General features: G+C 59.1%; 14 protein-coding genes and 1 riboswitch. Of the genes, 2 read left to right on the top strand and 12 right to left on the bottom strand.

What is annotated here, in order from left to right:
* Window positions 1-18 precede the first annotated feature (18 nt).
* Complete coding sequence (gene alaS / locus ACA079_RS06830; RefSeq protein WP_497702995.1) at window positions 19-2,643, bottom strand: alanine--tRNA ligase; 2,625 nt, start codon at window positions 2,641-2,643, stop codon at window positions 19-21.
* Between the two features lie 146 nt (window positions 2,644-2,789).
* Window positions 2,790-3,794 carry a low-specificity L-threonine aldolase gene (gene ltaE / locus ACA079_RS06825; RefSeq protein WP_497702994.1) on the bottom strand — a complete coding sequence of 335 codons (1,005 nt, stop codon included), beginning with the start codon at window positions 3,792-3,794 and terminating at the stop codon, window positions 2,790-2,792.
* 196 nt (window positions 3,795-3,990) lie between these two features.
* A riboswitch (FMN riboswitch) is annotated at window positions 3,991-4,161 on the top strand.
* 102 nt (window positions 4,162-4,263) lie between these two features.
* Here ltaE and ACA079_RS06820 point away from each other — a divergent pair.
* Window positions 4,264-4,773, top strand: coding sequence for a 6,7-dimethyl-8-ribityllumazine synthase (locus ACA079_RS06820; RefSeq protein ID WP_497702993.1), 510 nt, complete (start codon window positions 4,264-4,266; stop codon window positions 4,771-4,773).
* A 170-nt stretch (window positions 4,774-4,943) separates the two neighbouring features.
* Here ACA079_RS06820 and astE read toward each other — a convergent pair whose 3' ends face one another.
* The 7 genes from astE to ACA079_RS06785 form a co-directional block, all read right to left on the bottom strand.
* A complete protein-coding gene (gene astE / locus ACA079_RS06815; RefSeq protein ID WP_046056748.1) occupies window positions 4,944-5,954 on the bottom strand; it encodes a succinylglutamate desuccinylase in 1,011 nt (336 codons plus the stop codon).
* A gap of 12 nt (window positions 5,955-5,966) precedes the next feature.
* On the bottom strand, window positions 5,967-6,254 hold the full coding sequence (locus tag ACA079_RS06810) for a hypothetical protein (protein ID WP_033056735.1): 288 nt from the start codon (window positions 6,252-6,254) through the stop codon (window positions 5,967-5,969).
* Window positions 6,255-6,274: 20 nt separating this feature from the next.
* Window positions 6,275-7,621 carry an N-succinylarginine dihydrolase gene (gene astB / locus ACA079_RS06805; RefSeq protein ID WP_497702992.1) on the bottom strand — a complete coding sequence of 449 codons (1,347 nt, stop codon included), beginning with the start codon at window positions 7,619-7,621 and terminating at the stop codon, window positions 6,275-6,277.
* A gap of 142 nt (window positions 7,622-7,763) precedes the next feature.
* Window positions 7,764-9,233 (bottom strand): succinylglutamate-semialdehyde dehydrogenase, encoded by a 1,470-nt coding sequence (gene astD / locus ACA079_RS06800; protein ID WP_497704289.1) that lies wholly within the window; start codon window positions 9,231-9,233, stop codon window positions 7,764-7,766.
* Window positions 9,230-10,255, bottom strand: coding sequence for an arginine N-succinyltransferase (gene astA / locus ACA079_RS06795; RefSeq protein ID WP_008154313.1), 1,026 nt, complete (start codon window positions 10,253-10,255; stop codon window positions 9,230-9,232). The genes astD and astA overlap by 4 nt, the downstream gene beginning before the upstream one ends.
* 95 nt (window positions 10,256-10,350) lie before the next feature.
* On the bottom strand, window positions 10,351-11,370 hold the full coding sequence (aruF, locus tag ACA079_RS06790) for an arginine/ornithine succinyltransferase subunit alpha (protein WP_461977786.1): 1,020 nt from the start codon (window positions 11,368-11,370) through the stop codon (window positions 10,351-10,353).
* Window positions 11,371-11,596: 226 nt separating this feature from the next.
* Entirely contained in the window at window positions 11,597-12,817 is a 1,221-nt protein-coding gene (locus tag ACA079_RS06785; RefSeq protein WP_497702991.1) for an aspartate aminotransferase family protein, read from the bottom strand.
* Window positions 12,818-13,104: 287 nt separating this feature from the next.
* Here ACA079_RS06785 and ACA079_RS06780 point away from each other — a divergent pair, with 287 nt between their 5' ends.
* Window positions 13,105-17,970: a dermonecrotic toxin domain-containing protein gene (locus ACA079_RS06780; RefSeq protein ID WP_497702990.1), complete on the top strand. Its 4,866-nt coding sequence runs from the start codon at window positions 13,105-13,107 to the stop codon at window positions 17,968-17,970.
* 32 nt (window positions 17,971-18,002) lie between these two features.
* Here ACA079_RS06780 and argR read toward each other — a convergent pair whose 3' ends face one another.
* From argR to ACA079_RS06765, 3 genes are all read right to left on the bottom strand, one after another.
* A complete protein-coding gene (gene argR, locus ACA079_RS06775; RefSeq protein WP_415773628.1) occupies window positions 18,003-18,983 on the bottom strand; it encodes a transcriptional regulator ArgR in 981 nt (326 codons plus the stop codon).
* Between the two features lie 280 nt (window positions 18,984-19,263).
* Window positions 19,264-20,028 carry an ABC transporter ATP-binding protein gene (locus ACA079_RS06770; protein WP_008154324.1) on the bottom strand — a complete coding sequence of 255 codons (765 nt, stop codon included), beginning with the start codon at window positions 20,026-20,028 and terminating at the stop codon, window positions 19,264-19,266.
* Between the two features lie 27 nt (window positions 20,029-20,055).
* Window positions 20,056-21,168: a M14 family metallopeptidase gene (locus ACA079_RS06765; protein ID WP_497702989.1), complete on the bottom strand. Its 1,113-nt coding sequence runs from the start codon at window positions 21,166-21,168 to the stop codon at window positions 20,056-20,058.
* Between the last annotated feature and the right edge of the window lies 1 nt (window position 21,169).

Below are 21,169 nucleotides of genomic sequence, written 5' to 3'. Positions count from 1 at the left end.
CGGGCCGGACACACTGCCTTATAAACCCTGCTCTACAAATGGAACAGTCAGGGCCAATGCCGCATCCAGTGCGCCAGCGTCAGTACCACCGCCTTGCGCCATGTCTGGACGACCACCGCCCTTCCCGCCCACTGCCGCAGCGGCTTGCTTCATCAAATCACCGGCTTTGAGTTGGCCAGTCAGGTCTTTGGTTACGCCTGCAACCAGAACGACCTTTTCCTCATGGACACTGCCGAGCAGGATCACTGCGCGGCCGAGTTTGTTTTTCAGTTGATCGACCAGCGCCAGCAGCGCCTTGCCGTCCTGACCGTCCAGACGCACGGCCAGCACTTTCACGCCTTTGACATCCAGGGCAGAAGCCGACAGATCGTCGCCCGCCGCGCTGGCAGCCTTGGCCTGCAACTGCTCGAGTTGCTTCTCCAGCAGACGGTTGCGCTCCAGCACAGCCGACAGCTTGTCGATCAGGTTGTCGCGGCTACCCTTGACCAGGTTGGCCGCTTCCTTGAGTTGTTCTTCAGCAGCGTTCAAGTATGCCAGCGCCGCGGCGCCGGTGACCGCTTCGATACGACGCACGCCGGAAGCCACACCGCCTTCGCTGATAATCTTCAGCAGGCCGATGTCGCCGGTACGGTTGGCGTGGATACCGCCGCACAGCTCGACGGAGAAATCACCGCCCATGCTCAGTACGCGCACGCTGTCGCCGTATTTTTCGCCGAACAGCGCCATGGCGCCCTTCTGCTTGGCGGTTTCGATATCGGTTTCTTCGGTTTCAACTTCGGAGTTCTTGCGAATCTCGGCGTTGACGATGTCTTCCAGCGCCTTCAACTGCTCAGGCTTGATTGCTTCGAAGTGGCTGAAGTCAAAGCGCAGGCGCTGACTGTCGACCAACGAGCCTTTCTGCTGAACGTGATCGCCCAGCACCTGGCGCAATGCTGCGTGCAGCAAGTGAGTCGCCGAGTGGTTCAACGAAGTCGCGTGACGCACTTCGGCATCAACATGAGTCTCTACCGGCGCGCCGATGGTCAGGCTACCCGACGCCAGCACGCCGTGATGCAAGAAGGCGCCACCGGTTTTGGTGGTATCGCGTACGTCGAAGCGTGCGTTGCCGACCTGAAGGTAACCGCAGTCACCGATCTGACCGCCGGATTCAGCGTAGAACGGCGTCTGGTTCAGTACGACCACACCCTCTTCGCCTTCGCTGAGGACGTCGACCGACTGGCCATCTTTATAGAGACCAACGACTTTCGCCGAACCTTTAGTCGCTTCATAGCCGGTGAATTCGGTGGCCACATCAACCTTGACCAGGCTGTTGTAGTCCATGCCGAAGGAGCTGGCGGAACGGGCACGGACGCGCTGGGCTTCCATTTCGCGCTCGAAGCCTTCTTCGTCGATGGTCAGGCTGCGTTCGCGAGCGATGTCGCCGGTCAGGTCCATCGGGAAACCGTAGGTGTCGTACAACTTGAACACGACATCGCCCGGCACCACGTCGCCTTTGAGCTCAGCCAGATCCTGCTCGAGAATTTTCAGGCCCTGCTCCAGGGTCTTGGCGAACTGCTCTTCTTCAGCTTTCAGTACGCGCTCGATGTGCGCTTGCTGGGATTTCAGCTCAGGGAAAGCTTCGCCCATCTCGGCGACCAGTGCCGCAACGATCTGGTAGAAGAAGCTGCCCTTGGCGCCCAGTTTGTTGCCGTGACGGCAGGCGCGACGAATGATCCGACGCAGCACGTAGCCGCGACCTTCGTTGGACGGCAGCACGCCGTCGGCAATCAGGAAACCGCACGAGCGAATGTGGTCGGCGACGACTTTCAAGGAAGCCTGATTGTCGTTGGTGCAACCGATGGCCTTGGCCGATGCGCTCAACAGGCTCTGGAACAGGTCGATTTCATAGTTCGAGTGAACGTGCTGCAGCACGGCACTGATCCGCTCCAGCCCCATGCCGGTATCGACCGACGGCGCTGGCAGCGGGTGCAACACGCCATCGGCGGTGCGATTGAACTGCATGAACACGTTGTTCCAGATTTCAATGTAACGGTCGCCATCTTCTTCCGGCGAGCCCGGTGGGCCGCCCCAGATGTCGGCGCCGTGATCGTAGAAAATCTCGGTGCAAGGACCGCACGGGCCGGTATCGCCCATGGTCCAGAAGTTGTCGGACGCGTACGGCGCGCCTTTGTTGTCGCCGATACGAACCATACGCTCGGCCGGAACGCCGATTTCCTTGGTCCAGATGTCGTAGGCCTCGTCATCGCTGGCGTAGACGGTGACCCAGAGCTTTTCTTTCGGCAGGTTCAGCCACTGGTCGGACGTCAGGAAGTTCCAGGCGTAGGTGATCGCATCGCGCTTGAAGTAATCACCGAAGCTGAAGTTACCCAGCATTTCGAAGAATGTGTGGTGACGGGCGGTATAACCGACGTTTTCCAGGTCGTTGTGCTTGCCGCCGGCGCGCACGCATTTCTGGCTGCTGACCGCGCGGGTGTACGCGCGCTTTTCCTGGCCCAGGAAGCAGTCCTTGAACTGGTTCATCCCCGCGTTAGTGAACAGCAGGGTTGGGTCGTTGCCCGGAATCAAAGAGCTGGAGGCTACACGGGTGTGGCCTTGCTCTTCGAAGAAGCGAAGGAAGGCTTCACGGATTTCTGCGCTTTTCATTAGGTTCTTCCACGGAGGCTGCGGCCAAAGGCCTGTTCGAAACGTCAACAGACGAAGCGACGGCAAAGGGCCGCATTATATCGGCCCTGCGCGCGGGGTACAGCGTGTTTATACGATAGAAACGGTCAATTGGAGCGCTAACGCTATCACTTGCGCGAAAACTCGACGAATGTCGCGACGACCTGCTCGATTTGAGCGCGGCTGACGTCCATGTGCGTGACCACGCGCAGGCGCCCGGCAGCGCTCAGCTTAATCCCGCGTTCGGCGGCAAACGCCTTGATGGCCTCGGCCTTGTTGCCCATCTGCACGTAAACCATGTTGGTCTGCACCGGCTCGACCTCGTAACCCGCGGCTCGCAAGCCTTCTGCCAGCAACTGCGCATTGGTGTGGTCGTCAGCCAGACGCTGAACGTTGTTATCCAGCGCATACAAACCTGCCGCTGCCAGGATCCCGGCCTGGCGCATGCCGCCGCCGACCATCTTGCGCAGGCGTCGCGCCTTGCCGATCAACTCGACCGAGCCGCACAACACCGAACCGATCGGCGCGCCCAGGCCTTTGGACAGGCAGACCGAGACTGAATCGAAGTGCTGAGTAATTTCCCGGGCATCGACACCCAATTTGACCGCTGCGTTGTACAGCCGCGCACCGTCCAGGTGCAGCTGCAACCCATGTTCACGGGTGAAGCTTCGAGCCCGCGCAAGATACTCCAGCGGCAAAACCTTGCCCTGCATGGTGTTTTCCAGGGCCAGCAAACGGGTGCGGGCGAAGTGGAAGTCATCCGGCTTGATCGCCGCCGCGACGTGCGCCAGGTCCAGCGAGCCGTCGGCCTGCACTTCCAGAGGCTGTGGTTGTATCGAACCGAGCACCGCCGCACCGCCACCTTCGTACTTATAGGTGTGAGCCTGCTGGCCGACGATGTATTCGTCACCGCGTTCGCAGTGGGCCATCAAGCCCAGCAGATTGCTCATGGTGCCCGTCGGCACAAACAGCGCTGCAGCAAAACCCAACCGTTTCGCCAGTTCGGCTTCCAGACGATTGACCGTCGGATCTTCGCCGTAAACGTCGTCACCGGTGGCCGCGCTGGCCATCGCGTCGAGCATCCCGGCGGACGGTTGGGTGACGGTGTCGCTGCGAAGATCGATAACGCTCATGAATCTGGCCTCGGTTTGCAGGGGAAAATCCCTTTCAGTCAGGAGTTACTGCGGTCATGCCGACGAATAATCAACCCTTGGGCAGGAAAAGGCTTCCTGAACCGACGAAAAAGTCGATAGCAATCATCAGATAGCAGCAATGCACAGGTGAGAAATATGTGTTAAAAAAGCTTCGCCGCCAAACATTCTGGCGGCAAAACGTTCTCAGGGCGGGGTGCAACTCCCCACCGGCGGTAATTGCGCGCAATGCGCATAGCCCGCGAGCGCTTGGCGACAGGCACGGCAATGGCTGTGATGGCGGCAAGGTCAGCAGACCCGGTGTGATCCCGGGGCCGACGGTCATAGTCCGGATGAAGAGAGAACGGGATTGGCGCCAAAGGGCCGTCCGCAGGCATTCGTGCGAGCGTGCGTACCCTTAAATCCCATTCGATTCATATGCCCTGTTTTTTACATAAACAGGAGTCAGAACATGCAACCCACCGCAATCGATAGCAAAAGCAAAAACCATCAGGGCGAGCGCGTTGCGTTCATCCAGGCCTGCTGGCACAAGGAAATCGTCGATCAGAGCCGTAAAGGCTTTGTGACCGAAATGATTGCTCAGGGTTATCAGGAATCGGAAATCGATTTCTTTGAAGTCGGCGGCGCCTTTGAAATTCCGCTGCACGCCAAGCTGCTGGCCAAGTCCGGTCGTTATGCCGGCATTGTCGCGGCGGGTCTGGTGGTTGACGGCGGGATCTACCGTCACGAATTCGTCGCCCAGTCGGTGATCAGCGGCTTGATGCAGGTTCAGCTGGAAACCGAAGTGCCGGTGTTCTCGGTAGTCCTGACCCCGCACCACTTCCATGCCGGCGAAGAACATCAGAAATTCTTCTTCGAGCACTTTGTGCATAAAGGCCAGGAAGCGGCGAAGACGTGCGCGGATACGCTGCACAAGATGCGTGCGTTGCGTCGTAGCGAGCCTCGTGCGGTAGCTGTGTAAACACCAAACCTGTGGATTGAGGGTGAGGTCTTTGGCTTCACTCTAATCAAATGTGGGAGCGAGCTTGCTCGCGATGGCGGTTTAACATTCAACAATGATGTCGTTTGTTACTCCGCTATCGCGAGCAAGCTCGCTCCCACATGGGTTCTATGCCGGGTTTGAAATCCGGGTTAGGCGAGGTTTTCGTCGGTAGTCGGCACAATCAGGATGCCGGCGCGAAGGCCGTTCTTGACCTTGGGGTTCGGGAAGATGATCCGGGCACCCTCCTCCTCAATGATCCACCGGGTCTGGGCGATGTCTTCGGCCAGCAGGTAACCCACTTCCAACTCCGAAAAGTTCTCGATGTCCGCTGGCAGGTTCAAGCGGAAGCTATCGCTGTGCTTGATGATTTCTCGCGCCACGCTAAACAGCTGCAAACCGTCCAGCGCCTCTTCGGTCTGGGCCGGCTCGTTGCCTTCGATAATCTGTTTGAGGCGGGTTTCCAGCAGGTCGACGTTGACCCCATCGTTCTGCCCGAATGGCCGCGCCTTACCCAACTCGAGGGTAAAGGACTCCGCACCGAGCTTGTCGTAAGTGTAGGAGCTGAAAACGATGGACGGCTTGTTTTGCAGCAACACTGCTTCCATGCCGGCGGCACGCAGACGCGCCAGTTCCAGGCGTGAATGCTGACGGCCTTCTTTCCAGGGATACAGCGCGAACTGCTCGATTTTCGAACCGCGAATGGCCGTGTGCAGGTCGTAGTGCAGACGGTTGCGATCAGGCAGACTGAAGAAACTCGCCGCCAGCCGCTCCAGCTCACACGCGCGCAGGGCTTCGGAGCCGCTGCTTTGTTCGTGACGGCCGTTGAACAGCCGATTGACGTCCTGCTCGATGAAACGTTCGCCTTTGCGAATCGCCTCGGGGTTGCCGAACAGGAACAGAATACGTGCGCGCGGCTTAAGATCGCCGCGGGCAATGTCGTGCAACAGACGATCGAGCAACTCGATCGGCGCTGTTTCGTTGCCATGGATGCCGGCCGAAAGCAGCAGGTCCAGGCCATTATCGCGAGCTTCAGGTGGCCGGACTTCCAGCGCACCTTCGCTCAACCAGCGCATGCGCACGCCTTCGACAGTCAGTTGAGTCTTCTCCGCCGGTTCGCGGCCGGCGAGGGTCAGTTCAAGCAGTTTGCCGAGGGCGAGCATAGAGCGGTTTCCTTAGTGGTCGTGTGCGCAATCCGGGCCGTGCACGTGGTCTTCGTCACCGACTTCAGCCGGCTCCATTTCCAGTTGCAGACTTACCAGATTAGTCGCCAATGGGCGCAACAGCAGGTTTGCGTATTCAGCGTCACCTTCTTCGACGTCCACGCCGATCAGCAATTGGCCGCGGCCGTCTTGCTGAATCCACAGCTCTTTGCCTTGCCACATGACCGCGACGCGGGTGCAGGAAGTTTCCAGTTGCGTGCCGTCGGTGTCTTCAAGGATCAGCTGCAGGGTATCGCTCATGTTTTTTACGCTCTCGACGTTCAATTGATCTGGAATGGATAAACCGCGCCCAGTTTAAGGATTTGTGTCAGTTCATCCAGTGCCGTCCGGCACTCAAGCAGCAATTGCGGGTCCGCGAGATCGTTTTCGGTCATGCGGTCGCGGTAGTGCTTGTCGACCCATTCGGTCAGGCTGCCGTACAACGGTGCCGTCATGATAACCCCTGGGTTGACGGCCGCCAGTTCGGTTTCGTTGAGCGCGACGCGCAGTCGCAGGCAAGCCGGGCCGCCGCCGTTCTGCATGCTTTGCTTCAAATCGAACACTTTCACTTCGCGGATCAGGCCGCCGGAGCTGGTCAAACCTTGCAGGTACTGCCAGACGCGCTCGTTGCCACGGCATTCTTCCGGCACGATCAACAGCATCGAGCCGTCAGGACGCGACAGCAGTTGGCTATTGAACAGGTAGGAACGAACGGCGTCTTCCACGGTGACCGCGGAACGCGGTACGCAGATCGACTGAAATTTCCCACCGACTTTGGCGAGTTTGCTCTGCAATTCGGCCAGCATCTGCTCGGTGTCGAGGAACGCGTCCTCGTGATAGAACAGCACCTCGCCATTACCCACCGCGATCACATCGTTGTGGAACACACCCTGATCGATCACCGAAGGGTTCTGCTGAGCGTAGACCACGCCGTCATCACTCAGGCCGTGCAGACGGGCAACCGCCTGGGAGGCTTCGAGGGTCTGGCGGGCCGGGTATTTCTGCGGTGCAGGGTAACGGGTGTCGAACGCGCTGCGACCGAACACGAAGAACTCGACGCCTGCTTCGCCGTATTCACGGCAGAAACGGGTGTGGTTGGCTGCGCCTTCGTCACCGAACTGTGCCACGGCCGGCAAGGCGGCGTGGTGAGCGAAGTGTTTCTGGTCAGCGAACATCGCACCCAGCACACGGCTGGTGGTCGGGTGTTCGATGCTGCGGTGATATTTGCAGTTCAGGTTGGCCGCGGTGAAATGCACACGGCCATCTGCGGTGTCGGCACTCGGGCTGACAGTGGCGGCGTTGGCCACCCACATGCTCGACGCCGAGCAACTGGCAACTAGTAGCGGCATCGCATCTTTAGCCGCCTGCTCGATCACCTGAGCGTCGGTGCCGCTGAAACCCAAACGACGCAGGGCTGCCACGTCCGGGCGTTCCTGTGGTGCGAGCACGCCCTGTTGAAAGCCCATTTCCATCAGCGATTTCATTTTCGCCAGGCCTTGCAGCGCGGCTTCCTTCGGGTTCGAAGACTGCTGGCTGTTGCTCTGGGACGCGACGTTGCCGTAGGACAAACCGCCGTAGTTATGGGTCGGCCCCACTAGACCGTCAAAATTGACTTCATAGGATTTCATCAGCGAGGCTCCACGAGAATCTGTTGTTATAGGCATCAGTAACTAACTGTTCAGTGCGACCGAGTCGCGGCCATCGCGAGCAAGCTCGCTCCCACATGGATTGCACAAAACCTGTGGGAGCGAGCTTGCTCGCGAAGCGGTCTTACGACATCCGCACGCCCGGGGTTAGCGCGGCTGGCAAGGTCAGGCTCGGCGTTTCCAGCGAAGCAACCGGGTACGCGCAGTAATCTGCCGCGTAGTAGGCGCTGGCGCGGTGGTTGCCCGAGGCGCCGACACCGCCGAATGGCGCGCTGCTCGCAGCTCCGGTCAGCTGTTTGTTCCAGTTGACGATGCCCGCACGGCTTTCCAGCCAGAACTGCTGATAACGCGCTTCGGAATCCGACAGCAGACCGGCCGCCAGGCCATAGTCGGTGTCGTTGGCTTCAGCGATCGCCGCCTCAAAATCAGCGTAGCGGATCACTTGCAGCAGCGGGCCGAACAGCTCTTCGTCAGGGCGATCAGCCACTGCCGTGACGTCCAGAATGCCTGGGGTCAACAAGGCGGCTTGAGCTTGTGGTTGAGTCATTTCCAGCAATGCTACTGCGCCGTTACCCAGCAGATGTTCCTGCGCATCCATCAGTGCTTTCGCAGCGCCGAGAGAAATCACCGAACCCATGAACGGTGCCGGTTGCTGGTCAAACGCGCCGACTTCAATCGTACGGCTGACCGCGACCAGACGCGCCAGCAGTGTGTCGCCCCAGGCGCCCTGCGGCACCAGCAAGCGACGTGCACAGGTGCAACGCTGACCGGCGGAAATGAACGCCGACTGGATGATGGTGTAAACGGCAGCATCGAGGTCTGCGACCTGATCAACGACCAGCGGGTTGTTACCGCCCATTTCCAGCGCGAGGATCTTGTCCGGACGACCGGCAAACTGTTGATGCAGGTGATTGCCGGTGCGGCTCGACCCGGTGAAGAACAAGCCATCGATGCCCGGGTTCGCCGCCAGGGCGATACCGGTTTCACGAGCGCCTTGCAGCAGATTCAACACGCCTGCCGGCAGACCGGCTTCGATCCAGCACTTGACCGTCAGCTCCGCGACTTTCGGCGTCAGTTCACTTGGTTTGAACAGCACACTATTACCGGCCAGCAGCGCCGGCACGATGTGACCGTTCGGCAGGTGACCAGGGAAGTTGTAAGGCCCGAATACCGCGACCACACCGTGTGGCTTGTGGCGCAACACGGCGGTGGCGTCGCCCAACGGGCCGCTCTTCTCGCCGGTACGTTCGCGGTAGCTCTGCACCGAGATCGCAATCTTGTTGACCATGCTGGTGACTTCGGTCGCCGCTTCCCACAAAGGTTTGCCGGTTTCCTCACCGATGGTGCGAGCCAGTTCGTCAGCATTGTTCTTCAGCGCGGCGGCAAAGGCCTCCAGCACGGTGATGCGCTCTTCCAGGGTACGTCGGGCCCAGCTCGGGAATGCCTGGCGTGCGGCTTGCACAGCCGATTCAACCTGAGCAGTGGTAGCGCCTTCGCCGGCCCACAGCACTTGCTGGGTTACCGGGTTCAGCGACTGAAAGGCTTCACCCTGGCCGGCCAGCCATTCACCTGCGATGTATAGCGAATTCATTATTTCGACTCCCTGGCAGCGGACAACGGAACGGCGCGCACTTGATCGCCGGCGTTGAGTTGAAGACGTTTGGCGGTCAGTGGATCGACCACCAGCGTACCGGCGGCGAAACGCGCAGGAGCAGCAGTGATCCGGCAGTCTTCGCGCTTGCGGTTATGAATCAGGAACGGAGTGGCGTCGTCACCCGGCGTGCCGATGGCCAACACCAGCGCCTGGCTGTCGCGCACTGCGCGGATCTTGCCGGTTTCACACTCAACGGCAGGACCGGCGTCGAAGATGTCGACGTAGCCTTGATAGCTGAAGCCTTCGCTTTTGAGCATGGCCAACGCCGGCTCGGTGTCCGGATGAACCTGGCCGATCACGTTGCGCGCATCTTCCGACAGGAAGCAGGTGTACAGCGGGAATTTCGGCATCAGTTCAGCGATGAACGCCTTGTTGCCCACGCCGGTCAGGTAGTCAGCCTGGCTGAATTCCATCTTGAAGAAGTGACGCCCCAGGCTTTCCCAGAACGGCGAACGCCCGGCTTCGTCGGACATGCCACGCATCTCGGCAATGATCTTGTTGCCGAACAGTTGCGGGAACTCGGCGATGAACAGCATCCGCGCCTTGGCCAGCATGCGGCCGTTAAGGCCGGTGCGGTAGTCGGCGTGCAGGAACAGCGAGCACAGCTCGGAATTGCCGGTCAGGTCGTTGGCCAGGAACAGCGTCGGGATTTCGCGGTAGATGTTCAACTCCTGCGAAGCGCTGACCGTCAGGCCAACCCGGAAGTTGTACCAAGGCTCACGCAGACCAACGGCGCCGGCGATAGCGGAAATACCCACCACGCGGCCGTCATCGTCTTCGAGCACGAACAGGTAGTCCGCATCGCCCCGCCCGGCTTCGCCGCGGAAGGTCTTCTCGGCCCAGCCGACCCGATGGGCCAGACGTTCTTCATTGGCCGGCAAGGTGGTCAGGCCAGTGCCGGTGCTGCGGGCCAGGTCGATCAGAGCGGGTAAATCGCTGCTGCGTACGGGACGAACGATCATGCTATCTCCTCAAACGGGCCGCTTGCGCCACCCGTGAAACTCGCTGCTTTTTAGGCATTCTTTCCAAGCATTCTTTCCAGGCGTAGCAGCAGGTGTTAAACCGCCACCAGGCGCACGCTGGCACCTTCACCGACGCCCAGGGCTTCGGCCGCTTCAAGATCCAGGGTCACGGGTTTGCCCGGCGCGTAATCGAGCTCAAGCAAAACGGCGCGGTAATCCTGCAACTGGGCGTTGGCCACCAGGTACTGACGACCGGCGCCTTTGACCGGCTCGCCGATTTTCACCGGGACGACTCGGCTCTGGGCGATCGAACGGATCCCCGAGACACGGGCGTGCAGGGTCGGCCCACCGTCGAAAATGTCGATGTAGTGATCGGTCTCGAAGCCTTCGCGCATCAGTATGTCGAAGGTGATCTGCGCCCGTGGGTGCACCTGGCCCATCGCTTCTTGAGCGGTGTCCGGCAGCAGCGGCACATAGATCGGGTAATGCGGCATCAGCTCGGCCAGGAACGTCCGGCTCTTCAGACCGCACAGACGCTCGGCAGCGGCGTAGTTGAGGTCGAAGAAATTACGACCGATAGCATCCCAGAACGGCGAATCACCATTTTCATCGCTATAACCGACGATCTCGGTCACCACAGAATCGGCGAAGCGCTCCGGATGGCTGGCCACGAACAACAAGCGACCCCGGGAGTTGAGTTCCGACCAGGCCGATCCCACCAGCTCCGGCAGCACGTAGAAACTGGTCAGCAAACTGTTGCCGGTCAGGTCGTGGCACTGGGAGAGCACGTGGATCTTGTTATGAATCTTCAGCTCGCGAGAGGCGTGCACAAAGGTTTCATTACGGAAGCTGTAGAACGGCTCGGAATAACCGGCCGACGCAACGATGGCCGAGCAGCCCACCAGTTTGCCGGTAGCGGTGTCTTCGAGGACGAAGAAATAGCTCTCTTCACCGTTGAAGCTGACTTCGGCGGCGAACGAGGCTTCGCTTGCTGCGATCTTGTCGCTCAGGCGTTCAACGTCATCCGGCAAGGAAGTGACACCAATCGGGCTGTCCGCAGCCAGACGCTGTACCTCGCCCAGATCAGCCATTTGCGCGGGGCGCATCACCAGCATGGTGTCACTCCTTTCTCGTAAAACTCTTTTAGGAAAAATAACCGGGCCAGTCCTGAAACCACTCAGAGTCAACTGTGGGAGCGAGCTTGCTCGCGATGAGGCCCTGCCAGTCGCCATCAATGTCGACTGTCAGATAGCTATCGCGAGCAAGCTCGCTCCCACATTGAATCTGGCCCAGCATAAAAATTAGGTTCGACGCCTGAAATGTCAGGCGTCGAAGGGTCTATCAGGCTTGAGTCAGTTTCGCCGCAGCGCGCTCGAAACGATCCAGACCGGCATCGATATCGGCGTCTTCAACCACCAGGCTTGGCGCGAAACGAACCACGTCCGGGCCGGCTTGCAGAATCATCAGGCCTTCTTTTTCAGCGGCGTTGAAGATGTCCTTGGCCTTGCCTTTCCAGGCATCGTTCAGCACACAACCGATCAACAGGCCCATACCACGGACCTGGGTGAACAGGCCGTACTTCTCACCGATCTGTTCCAGGCGGGCCTTGAACTTGTCGTGCTTGGCGTTGACGCCGGCCAGCACTTCGGGGGTATTAACCACGTCGATCACGGCTTCAGCGACAGCACACGCCAGCGGATTGCCGCCATAGGTGGTGCCGTGAGTGCCGACGACCAGGTGTTTGGCCAGGTCTTCGGTGGTCAGCATCGCGGCGATCGGGAAACCACCGCCCAGGCTCTTGGCGCTGGTCAGGATGTCCGGGGTCACGCCGTAATGCTGGTAGGCGAACAGCTTGCCGCTGCGGCCCATACCGGTTTGCACTTCGTCAAAAATCAGCAGCGCGTTGTGCGCGGTGCACAGTTCACGGGCGCCTTGCAGGTACTCGAGTTCGGCCGGGATAACGCCGCTCTCGCCCTGGATCGGCTCCAGAACCACAGCGCAAGTCTTGTCGGAAATGGCGGCTTTCAGCGCGGCCAGATCGTTATACGGCACGTGGGTGATACCGGTGATCTTCGGACCGAAGCCATCGGAATACTTCGACTGGCCACCGACGTTCACAGTGAACAGGGTACGACCGTGGAAGCTGTTGAGCGCGGCGATGATTTCGTACTTCTCGCTGCCGAAACGATCGAAACCGACGCGACGGGCCAGCTTGAAGGCGGCCTCGTTGGCTTCGGCGCCGGAGTTGCAGAAGAACGCGCGATCGGCAAACGTGGCGTCGATCAGCTTATGGGCCAGGCGCAAGGCCGGCTCATTGGTGAAGACGTTGGAGACGTGCCACAGCTTGTTCGCCTGCTCGGTCAAGGCAGCGACCAGCGCCGGGTGCGCATGGCCCAATACGTTAACGGCAATCCCGCCGGCGAAGTCGATCAGCTCGCGGCCAGACTGGTCCCAGACGCGGGAACCGGCGCCACGAACAGGAATGAAAGCGGCGGGCGCGTAGTTGGGAACCATTACCTGGTCGAAATCGGCGCGTTGTACCGCAGCGTGCTCAACGGACATCGGAGTCTCCTGATGAGGAACACTCGCCTGAAACTGGCGAGCGATGGGGGGATTGTAAGGACAGTTTTCAGCCCGGCCTTGCCGCCAAGCGACAACTTCTTATAGCGCAAACCCCGGTTTTTCCCGGGTTTACGGCAATGCGACATATAGGGTCGCAAAGGCGCAGTTTAAACCGCCGGCACAGGTTATAGGCAGGGTTCTCGAGCGGTGCGGTAAATATGTACCGCACGAAACCAATCATCGTCTGTTTTGCTGGCGGCTCATCCAAAACGCTAAGGGAATAGCGCATGAGCCGATACGAGAACGATCGCCTTTCCACTACTGGAGGCAATGAATCCGCTACGCAGCCGGACGATCACTACCATCACCTGTTCAACAATCTGCCAGCCTGGGTATTAGAAGCATCGTCCAATACACATCGCGCCCTCAAGAACGCCACGCTTATGACGCCGGACTGGCATGGCACCGCAACACCCCAGCAGCACCAGTCGCTGAAAAAGCTCAGTCAGGAACATTGGACCCATCGAAATCGACTGGACTCGATGCTGTCGAAGCTGAAAAACGCACAGGCCTTCGCCGAACCGCTGCTGAGCGACGCCCTGAAAACCCGGTTTGACCTGGATCTGGACGTCAAAACCACCTTCCTGCGCCTGTACATCCCTCAAACCGTGGCGCTTTTCGGAATCAAGACTGGCGCCGCGCGCACCTGGACCGTGTCGATGCTCGACGCCGCCCTGCATAACTTTCAGGAATCGGAAACAGCGGCAGGGGCTTACGAGTCAGCCTCGACGTTCATCACCAAACCTTCGCCCACAGGGCAGTTCGATACGCTGCCGGCGGTCAAGCAAAAGCTCACTATCCCGGCCTTTACCCGGTTATGCCGGGAACTGGATATCGGCGCCCGGTACAACGCTTACCTCAAAGTCAATCTGGGGTTCTCCAACCCGGTGGCCGGTGCGGTGTTGAAATCGAAGGTGATCGGCTCGCACAAAACAGCACTCCAATCTGCGCTGCAGATGGCGCAAGCCCGAAAGGATATTCCGGCGGATGCCCATCTCTCGATCCTGCGCATTCTGGAAGGGCGTTCGGGCGCTCGACTGGATGGGCAGCCGCTGTATGGTCACGACCTGACAATGATGTCCTCCTCGGTGACCGGCATTGTCATTTTCGCGGCGAGCCTGGAGCGCGCACGCACGGCAACACGGATCATTGCCTACATTCCCGATGATCCAGAGCATCCTCTCAAGGAATACCCGAATACATCGGCGTTCATGACTGAGCTGACCCGCAAACTGCGCTCGCCCGCTTATCAAACGTTCTTTAGTCGTTTCGTCGACCACAAGGAACGAGGACACTTTTTCGCGGACCTCAACCGTCGCCTCCAGAGCGTGACCTGGCATCAACACCGACAGGGCGACCCACTGCCGAGCTGGCGCGAAACGCCCATCGACAAGCCTGATTTGCGGTTTTCGGCGATCCCGTTCAGAGCGGACCTGTGGAACCATCTCTATCAGCGACAGCTGAACAAGATCCTCAACGATGCAAGCACGCTCGCCGTATCCACCATCACTGCCGACAGCAACGCGCGATGGGCATTGTGGAATGCCTTCAGCAAAGTGGCCTCGACAATCCTTGAAATCGCGACGTTCGTTGCGTTGCCTTTCGTCCCGTTTCTCGGCGAATTGATGCTGGCCTACATGGCCTACCAGTTACTCGACGAAACCTTCGAAGGCATCGTGGACCTGGCCGAAGGGCTGAAAACAGAAGCGTTCGGGCATCTGATGACGTTCGTCGAAACGGTGGTTCAGGTGGGGACATTTGCCGTGGGCGGCGCCATCGCTGCCCGGACCCTCAGCCGTCTGCTCTCTCGTGAAGCTATTGCGCTTGTCGACCCACTCAAACCCATCACAACGCCCGAAGGAAAAACCCGCTACTGGAAGCCAGATCTCAAGCCTTATGAACAAGCACTCATTTTGCCGGAAGGAGCAAAACCCGATCATCTCGGCCTCTATCTAAACGAGGGCAAAACGCTGCTACCACTGGAGGGAAAACTGTATGCCGTGAAGCCCGACCGCGTATCAGGCACGTTTCAGATTGAGCATCCGAATCGAACTGATGCTTATCAGCCGCCGCTGCTGCTTAACAACCACGGCGCCTGGCACACAGAACTGGAGCAACCGCTGAACTGGGACCGAGAAAAGGTCATGCGCCGCCTCGGCCATAGCGTCGAGTCGTTCACCAACGCCGAGCGCGAACAGATCCTGCGGGTCAGCGGTTACCACGACAACGTAGTGCGCGAAATGCATGTCGAACATTATCGCCCGCCTTCGCTGCTGACAGACACGATCAAGCGTTTCAGGATCAACCGGGACATTGAAACTTTTATCGAACAGATCGGCAGCAACCAGCCCGAGCGCTATCGCAAGGCCGATCTGATCCTGCAACATCAATTGCTGACCAGCTACGACGATTGGCCTGTCGACACGCCAATGCCGGCACCGGAAACCCAAACACAAGCCTTCAGAAAACAAACGGCCGAACTTGCCCTGAAGCATCAAAAATCGCTGTTCGATACACGCTATCGCGCGCAGGAGAAAACCGACAACGTGCAGGTCCAGCGACTGCTCGACGACGTGCATGGATTGCCGACCGATGTCGCGCAAGAGCTGGTGAGCAATGCAACCGGGACCGAGTTACGCCAACTGCACAACGGTCGCGCGCCCCAACGGCTCAAGGAAGCAGCACTAAAAGCCATGGAGGCCGTACGCGCAACCCGAGCCAGTGAAGGCCTTTATTCCGACATTCTGGACAACACCGACACCCACCGACTGGCCTTGCAAAGCCTGAATTCGCTGCCCGATTTTCCCGCCGAGCTGCGTATTGAAGTGAGGGATTACGTCCATGACGGACTTGTGCGCGACAGCATTGGCCAGCCCGATGCACCGATCGTGAAAACACTGGTGCGCGCTGAAAAAGGCACTTACCAGGTTTATCAAGACAGCGAATCGGCGCCCGGTGATTTTTATCAGGGACTTTTTCAGGTGCTGCCGCTAGCACAGCGCAATGCGCTGAACCCATCTATAACAAATGCTCAGTCACTCAAAGTACGCATCGCCGAACATGCATCGAATCAACCGGCACTACGCAAGTTGTTCGCAAAAAACCCCCATCGAAAACCGTTCTACGATCCGACGACCATGCGCTTGCCCGGCGGCACAGAGGGTTACAGGCGCAGTTACTTCCCGACGCAATCCCTCAACGACCGTGCTCGCGAGGTTTACCCCAGCCTTTCCGAGGAGGAACTCCAGTCTGTTGTTCTCCAGTTACAAGCGCATCCCGATGGCGCGCGCATGGAGCTCTCACGCCTGGCCAGCGAGCTCTCGCGACTGCGTCAGGATCTGAACACCTGGCTAAACGACTCGCCCACTGTTCACCCGCAAACTCGAGTCCCCCTGAGCGAACTGGAACGACAGGCCGTTCAACACAATCGCAGGCTGCTGGCCCAGGAAATCCGGCGCAGCTGGCGTCGACAATCAGAGCGGGACCTCGATGGCCCGAATGACACGCCGCGCTACACACTCAGATTTGCCGGGCCGATTCTTGGCGATCTACCGACGCTGACGGTCGATTTCCCCCATGTGTCATTACTGTCCCTTGAAGGCAGTCATGCTGTGCAGGGTGTTCCCGAGTTTCTTCAGCGCTTCAACAGTTTGCGCCGCCTCGATTTAAAACGCTTTTCCCTGACCTCCCTCCCCGAGGCCATTCCTCGAATGACGGACCTTGATGCGCTGGTGTTAAGCGATTGCGGAATCAGGTTCGATGCAGCCAACTGGGCGAAACTGTCTTCATTGAACAAGCTGGTCATTCTGGATCTGTACCAGAACCCGTTCACTATGGTGCCCAGTGTCGAATCCATGCCTGAGCTTGTTCACCTGGACTTGAGCCGTACCGGCCTGACCGAGATTCCCGACAGCGTAGTTCGCCACCCCAAACTTGATACCGCCAAGCTGCTACACAACAGGATCAGTGAGCTGCCTTCGCAAATATTCGAAAGCCCGGTGTACACCAAACGCGCAATACACCTGACGCACAATCCGCTTTCGGATAACGCCCGAGAACTGATCAAGCATCACTACTTCGACAGCTCATACGATTTGGGTATCTATGCCCCAGAGGCGGACATCAACCGAGTCAGGGCGCTGTACCCGAACCTGGAGGTCGAACAGGCGAGCGAGTTTGTCTATGAACTGTCAGGCACCCTGGCAGACGGCCGGATCGAGCTGACAAACCTTGAAGCGGAGTTGGCACAACTGAGCAACGACTTGGCGGTATGGACCGCCAACCTTCCGGCCCGACACCCGTTGACGGGCGAACCGTTCACCGCCCAACAACAGCTTGTCGAGCACATGAACCGCGACCAGTTCAAACAGACGCTGGAGCAGTGCTGGCGGCATGAGAGCGAACATGATGATTTCAATGAGGCGCTGGAGCCCACCTATGATCTCGTTTTTGAATCCCATATCAACGGAGACCTGCCTACCCTGAGCGCCGACTTCAGTCATGTGACATCGCTGGAGTTACGCAGCGCCGACGGAGCGACCCGCGCCGGGCGGTTTCTGGAGTCTTTTCCCAACCTCAAAAGACTCAAGCTTCGCGCCTGTAATCTGGGCAATATTCCCGATGCTGTGTTCAAGATGGGTCAACTTCGGTCGCTCTCGCTCCCTGAATGCCGCGTCAGACTGTCAGCGGAATCGGCAAGTGCGCTGGCGGGAATGGGACAGCTCGATTATCTCGATCTGGCCCACAACCCCCTGGGGCAAACGCCTGATCTGAGTCAGATGATGGAGTTCGCGACCATACTGTTGAATGACACCGGTATCACCGAAATACCGCACGGCCTGCTGCAAATGACAGAGCTGCACTGGGCCGACCTCAGTGACAACGCCATCACCGAAGTCCCCAGCGACATGCTGGAACTGCCGGTGAAAATCGCTGAAAACATCAGTTTTCGAGGTAATCGGTTTTCCGAAGAGAGCCTGCTACGGCTGATCGGCTACTTCGAACGGACGGGCATGGACTTCGGCGTGGACGAGGTGATCAATCGAGGTGAGATGGAGGTCTCGACTTCTGAAGGCTCCGACATGGAGGAATAAATCAGCCTTCAGTTGGTGGCGCGGTTGCTCTGTCACCCACGCTCCGAGGGCACCGACGACAGTTCGAACGGGCTGCTGCTGCGCCGCTGGTTGCGATCTTCCCGCGGCGTGGCACCGAAGAAGTTGCGGTAGGCGCTGGAGAAATGCGGCCCCGAGGAGAAGCCACACGACAGGCCGATCTGGATGATCGACTTGCTGGTTTGCATCAACATTTGCCGGGCCTTGTTCAGGCGCAGTTCCAGGTAATACTGGCTCGGCACACGGTTGAGGTATTGCTTGAAGATCCGCTCCAGCTGCCGACGGGACACGCACACATGCTGGGCGATTTCGTCAGTGGTCAGCGGCTCTTCGATGTTGGCCTCCATTAGCAACACGGCTTGCGTGAGCTTCGGATGGCTGGAGCCGAGACGGTTCTGCAGCGGAATGCGTTGGCGTTCGCCGCCTTCGCGGATGCGCTCGACCACCAGTTCTTCCGACACCGCACCAGCCAGTTCGGCGCCGTGGTCGCGGGCCAGCACAGCCAGCAACAAGTCGAGTACCGACATGCCGCCGCACGCGGTCAGACGATCGCGATCCCAGTCGAACAGATGGCTGGTAGCAATGACTTTCGGGAAACGTTCGGTGAAATCGTCCTGCCAGCGCCAATGCACGGCAGCGCGATAACCGTCGAGCAAACCCAGTTGGGCCAACGGGTAAACACCGGCAGACAAACCGCCAATCACGCAGCCAGCACGCACCAGTTGTTTCAGCGAACTACTGAGTGCCGGCGCGAGTGTGGTCGGTGGCTCATCGGCGAGCAGAAACAGTTTCTGGAAGTTTTCGAGCTTGCCGGCCCACGGTTCACCCGGCAATTGCCAGGCGCCTTCAGTCGGCGGTTCGGCCTGCAAAAACGACAGTTCGTAGACAACGTCCGGATGCACACGCTGGGCAACACGCAAGGCCTCCTCAGCCAGCGCAAGCGTCAGTGCTTTAGTGCTGGGCCAAATCAGGAAACCAATTCGATGGGCAGTCATGGCGGGCAATCCGAAACGAAAACAGTGATGAAGGCATGGGCCAATGCTAGCCCGTAAATGAACGCAAATCTCAAAACCAGCCGCGATCTAAATGTGGGAACTGGCTTGCCGCCCCCCCCTGTAGGAGCTGTCGAGTGAAACGAGGCTGCGATCTTTTGATTTGAAAAATCAAGATCAAAAGATCGCAGCCTCGTTTCACTCGACAGCTCCTACAAGGGATTAGGGGTTGGCCTCTAAATTGCGAAGCATGCACTATCCCGGTGCACAACGGCAGTCCTGATTACTTGAGGCTGCCCGAGAGGAATTGTTGCAAACGTTCGGACTGTGGATTGACCAGCACCTCACGCGGGTTGCCGCTTTCTTCGACGACACCTTTGTGCAGGAAAACCAGCTGGTTCGACACTTCACGGGCGAAGCCCATTTCGTGAGTCACCACCACCATGGTCCGGCCTTCCAGCGCCAGTGCCTGCATGACTTTCAGCACGTCGCCGACCAGTTCCGGGTCGAGTGCCGACGTCGGTTCGTCGAACAGCATCACCTCAGGTTCCATCGCCAGCGCACGGGCAATCGCCACACGCTGCTGCTCGCCGCCGGACATGTGGCCCGGGTAAGCATCTTTACGATGAGCCACACCGACCTTGTTCAGGTAGTGCTCGGCCTTCTCACGGGCTTCGGCCTTGGACATGCCGAGCACGTGGACCGGCGCTTCCATGATGTTTTCCAGCGCGGTCATGTGCGACCACAGGTTGAAATGCTGGAACACCATCGACAGGCGCGAACGCATGCGTTGCAGCTGTTTCGGGTCGGCCGCTTTCAGCGCGCCGTCCTTGTTGGCGACCAGTTTCAGCTCTTCGTTGTTGAGCAGAATCTTGCCCGCGTGCGGCTGCTCCAGCAGGTTGATGCAGCGCAGGAAGGTACTTTTGCCGGAGCCACTGGAGCCGATGATGCTGATCACATCGCCAGCCGCCGCTTTCAGGGACACGCCCTTGAGCACTTCGTGACTGCCATAGCGTTTATGCAGGTCTTGGACTTCAAGTTTGTACATGCGGTCGGTTCTCACAAAAACAGTCAGTCAGTCGTTGAGCAAGCGCCCGTGACGCAGCGCTTCGCGCCCCGCCACCTTGGCCAGCCAGAAACCGGGTTGGGCATAACGCAGCCGTTCAATGGCAAACAGCACCCCGGACGTACCAGCACACACCGTGCTGACCCGATCCGATAACGGATCGATCACTTCGAAAATCTCATCGCCGGCTTCAATCCATTCACCGGGTTTACGCAAGAAACTGATCACGCCAGGGTGTGGCGCAAACAGTAATTCGGTGCCTTCGAACGGCATGCCTTCGCAAGCATCCTGCGCAGGTTTTGGCCATTCGCCGCTGATCAAGCCTTGCTCGGCGAGGAACGCCAAAATGCCTTCGGCGTAAGCGCAGGCTTCAGCGCGACCGGTATCGGCCTGACCACCTAATTCAATGGTAGTCGCCAGGCAGGCCAGGGGAATCTGCGCATCAGGAAACAGACGCGACAGACGCAACCACGGCAACGAGCACGCTTCGTCAAAGGAACTGCCGCCGGAATCTTCCGCCAACAACCCCACCTTCACGTCCAGGTGCGCGGCCAACGAACGCCATTGCGGCCAGTGTTGCGGCAAGGCGTACATGTGCAGTGCCGCTTCGGCATCGCAATGCAGATCCAGCACCACGTCAGCGGTGCAGGCATGGCTGAGCAAAATGCGTTGCATGCCTTGCAACTGACTGGCGGCTGGCGGCAATGCGGCGAGTACATCGCTCATGGCCTGACGGATCAGCTGAATATTGGCGTGCGGATCATCACCCAGGCGCCCTTCCAGCTCGGCGGCCACTGGCGCGCTCAGCTCGACGAAATCCCGGTTGAAATTCTTGCCGCTGCCCGCCTCAAAACGCCCTTGATGATTGCCTTGAAGCAGTTGGCCGAGGCCCAGTGGATTGGCCACCGGCACCAGTTCGATCACACCGTTGAGCAAGCCTTGGGCTTCGAGTTCGGTCAGGCGCTTTTTCAGCTCCCAGGCCGTACGCATGCCCGGCAATTCATCGGCGTGCAGGCTGGCCTGGATGTAGGCCTTGCGCTCGCCACCGCCGAAGCGGAACACCGAAATCTGGCGTTCGCTGCCCAAGTGATTCCACGGCAATGAATGATCGATGCGTTCCATA

Source organism: Pseudomonas sp. LBUM1645 (genome assembly GCF_059716185.1).
This window is presented reverse-complemented; position numbering and strand designations above follow the sequence as displayed.

Bases quoted from the DNA above. Each gene is read 5' to 3' on its own strand.
- astE (WP_046056748.1), bottom strand. From the start codon at position 5,954: ATGCTCGCCCTCGGCAAACTGCTTGAACTGACCCTCGCCGGCCGCGAA.
- astA (WP_008154313.1), bottom strand. From the start codon at position 10,255: ATGATCGTTCGTCCCGTACGCAGCAGCGATTTACCCGCTCTGATCGAC.
- argR (WP_415773628.1), bottom strand. From the start codon at position 18,983: ATGACTGCCCATCGAATTGGTTTCCTGATTTGGCCCAGCACTAAAGCA.
- ACA079_RS06785 (WP_497702991.1), bottom strand. From the start codon at position 12,817: ATGTCCGTTGAGCACGCTGCGGTACAACGCGCCGATTTCGACCAGGTA.
- alaS (WP_497702995.1), bottom strand. From the start codon at position 2,643: ATGAAAAGCGCAGAAATCCGTGAAGCCTTCCTTCGCTTCTTCGAAGAG.
- ACA079_RS06770 (WP_008154324.1), bottom strand. From the start codon at position 20,028: ATGTACAAACTTGAAGTCCAAGACCTGCATAAACGCTATGGCAGTCAC.
- ACA079_RS06810 (WP_033056735.1), bottom strand. From the start codon at position 6,254: ATGAGCGATACCCTGCAGCTGATCCTTGAAGACACCGACGGCACGCAA.
- aruF (WP_461977786.1), bottom strand. From the start codon at position 11,370: ATGCTGGTGATGCGCCCCGCGCAAATGGCTGATCTGGGCGAGGTACAG.
- ACA079_RS06780 (WP_497702990.1), top strand. From the start codon at position 13,105: ATGAGCCGATACGAGAACGATCGCCTTTCCACTACTGGAGGCAATGAA.
- astB (WP_497702992.1), bottom strand. From the start codon at position 7,621: ATGAAATCCTATGAAGTCAATTTTGACGGTCTAGTGGGGCCGACCCAT.
- ACA079_RS06765 (WP_497702989.1), bottom strand. From the start codon at position 21,168: ATGGAACGCATCGATCATTCATTGCCGTGGAATCACTTGGGCAGCGAA.
- ltaE (WP_497702994.1), bottom strand. From the start codon at position 3,794: ATGAGCGTTATCGATCTTCGCAGCGACACCGTCACCCAACCGTCCGCC.
- ACA079_RS06820 (WP_497702993.1), top strand. From the start codon at position 4,264: ATGCAACCCACCGCAATCGATAGCAAAAGCAAAAACCATCAGGGCGAG.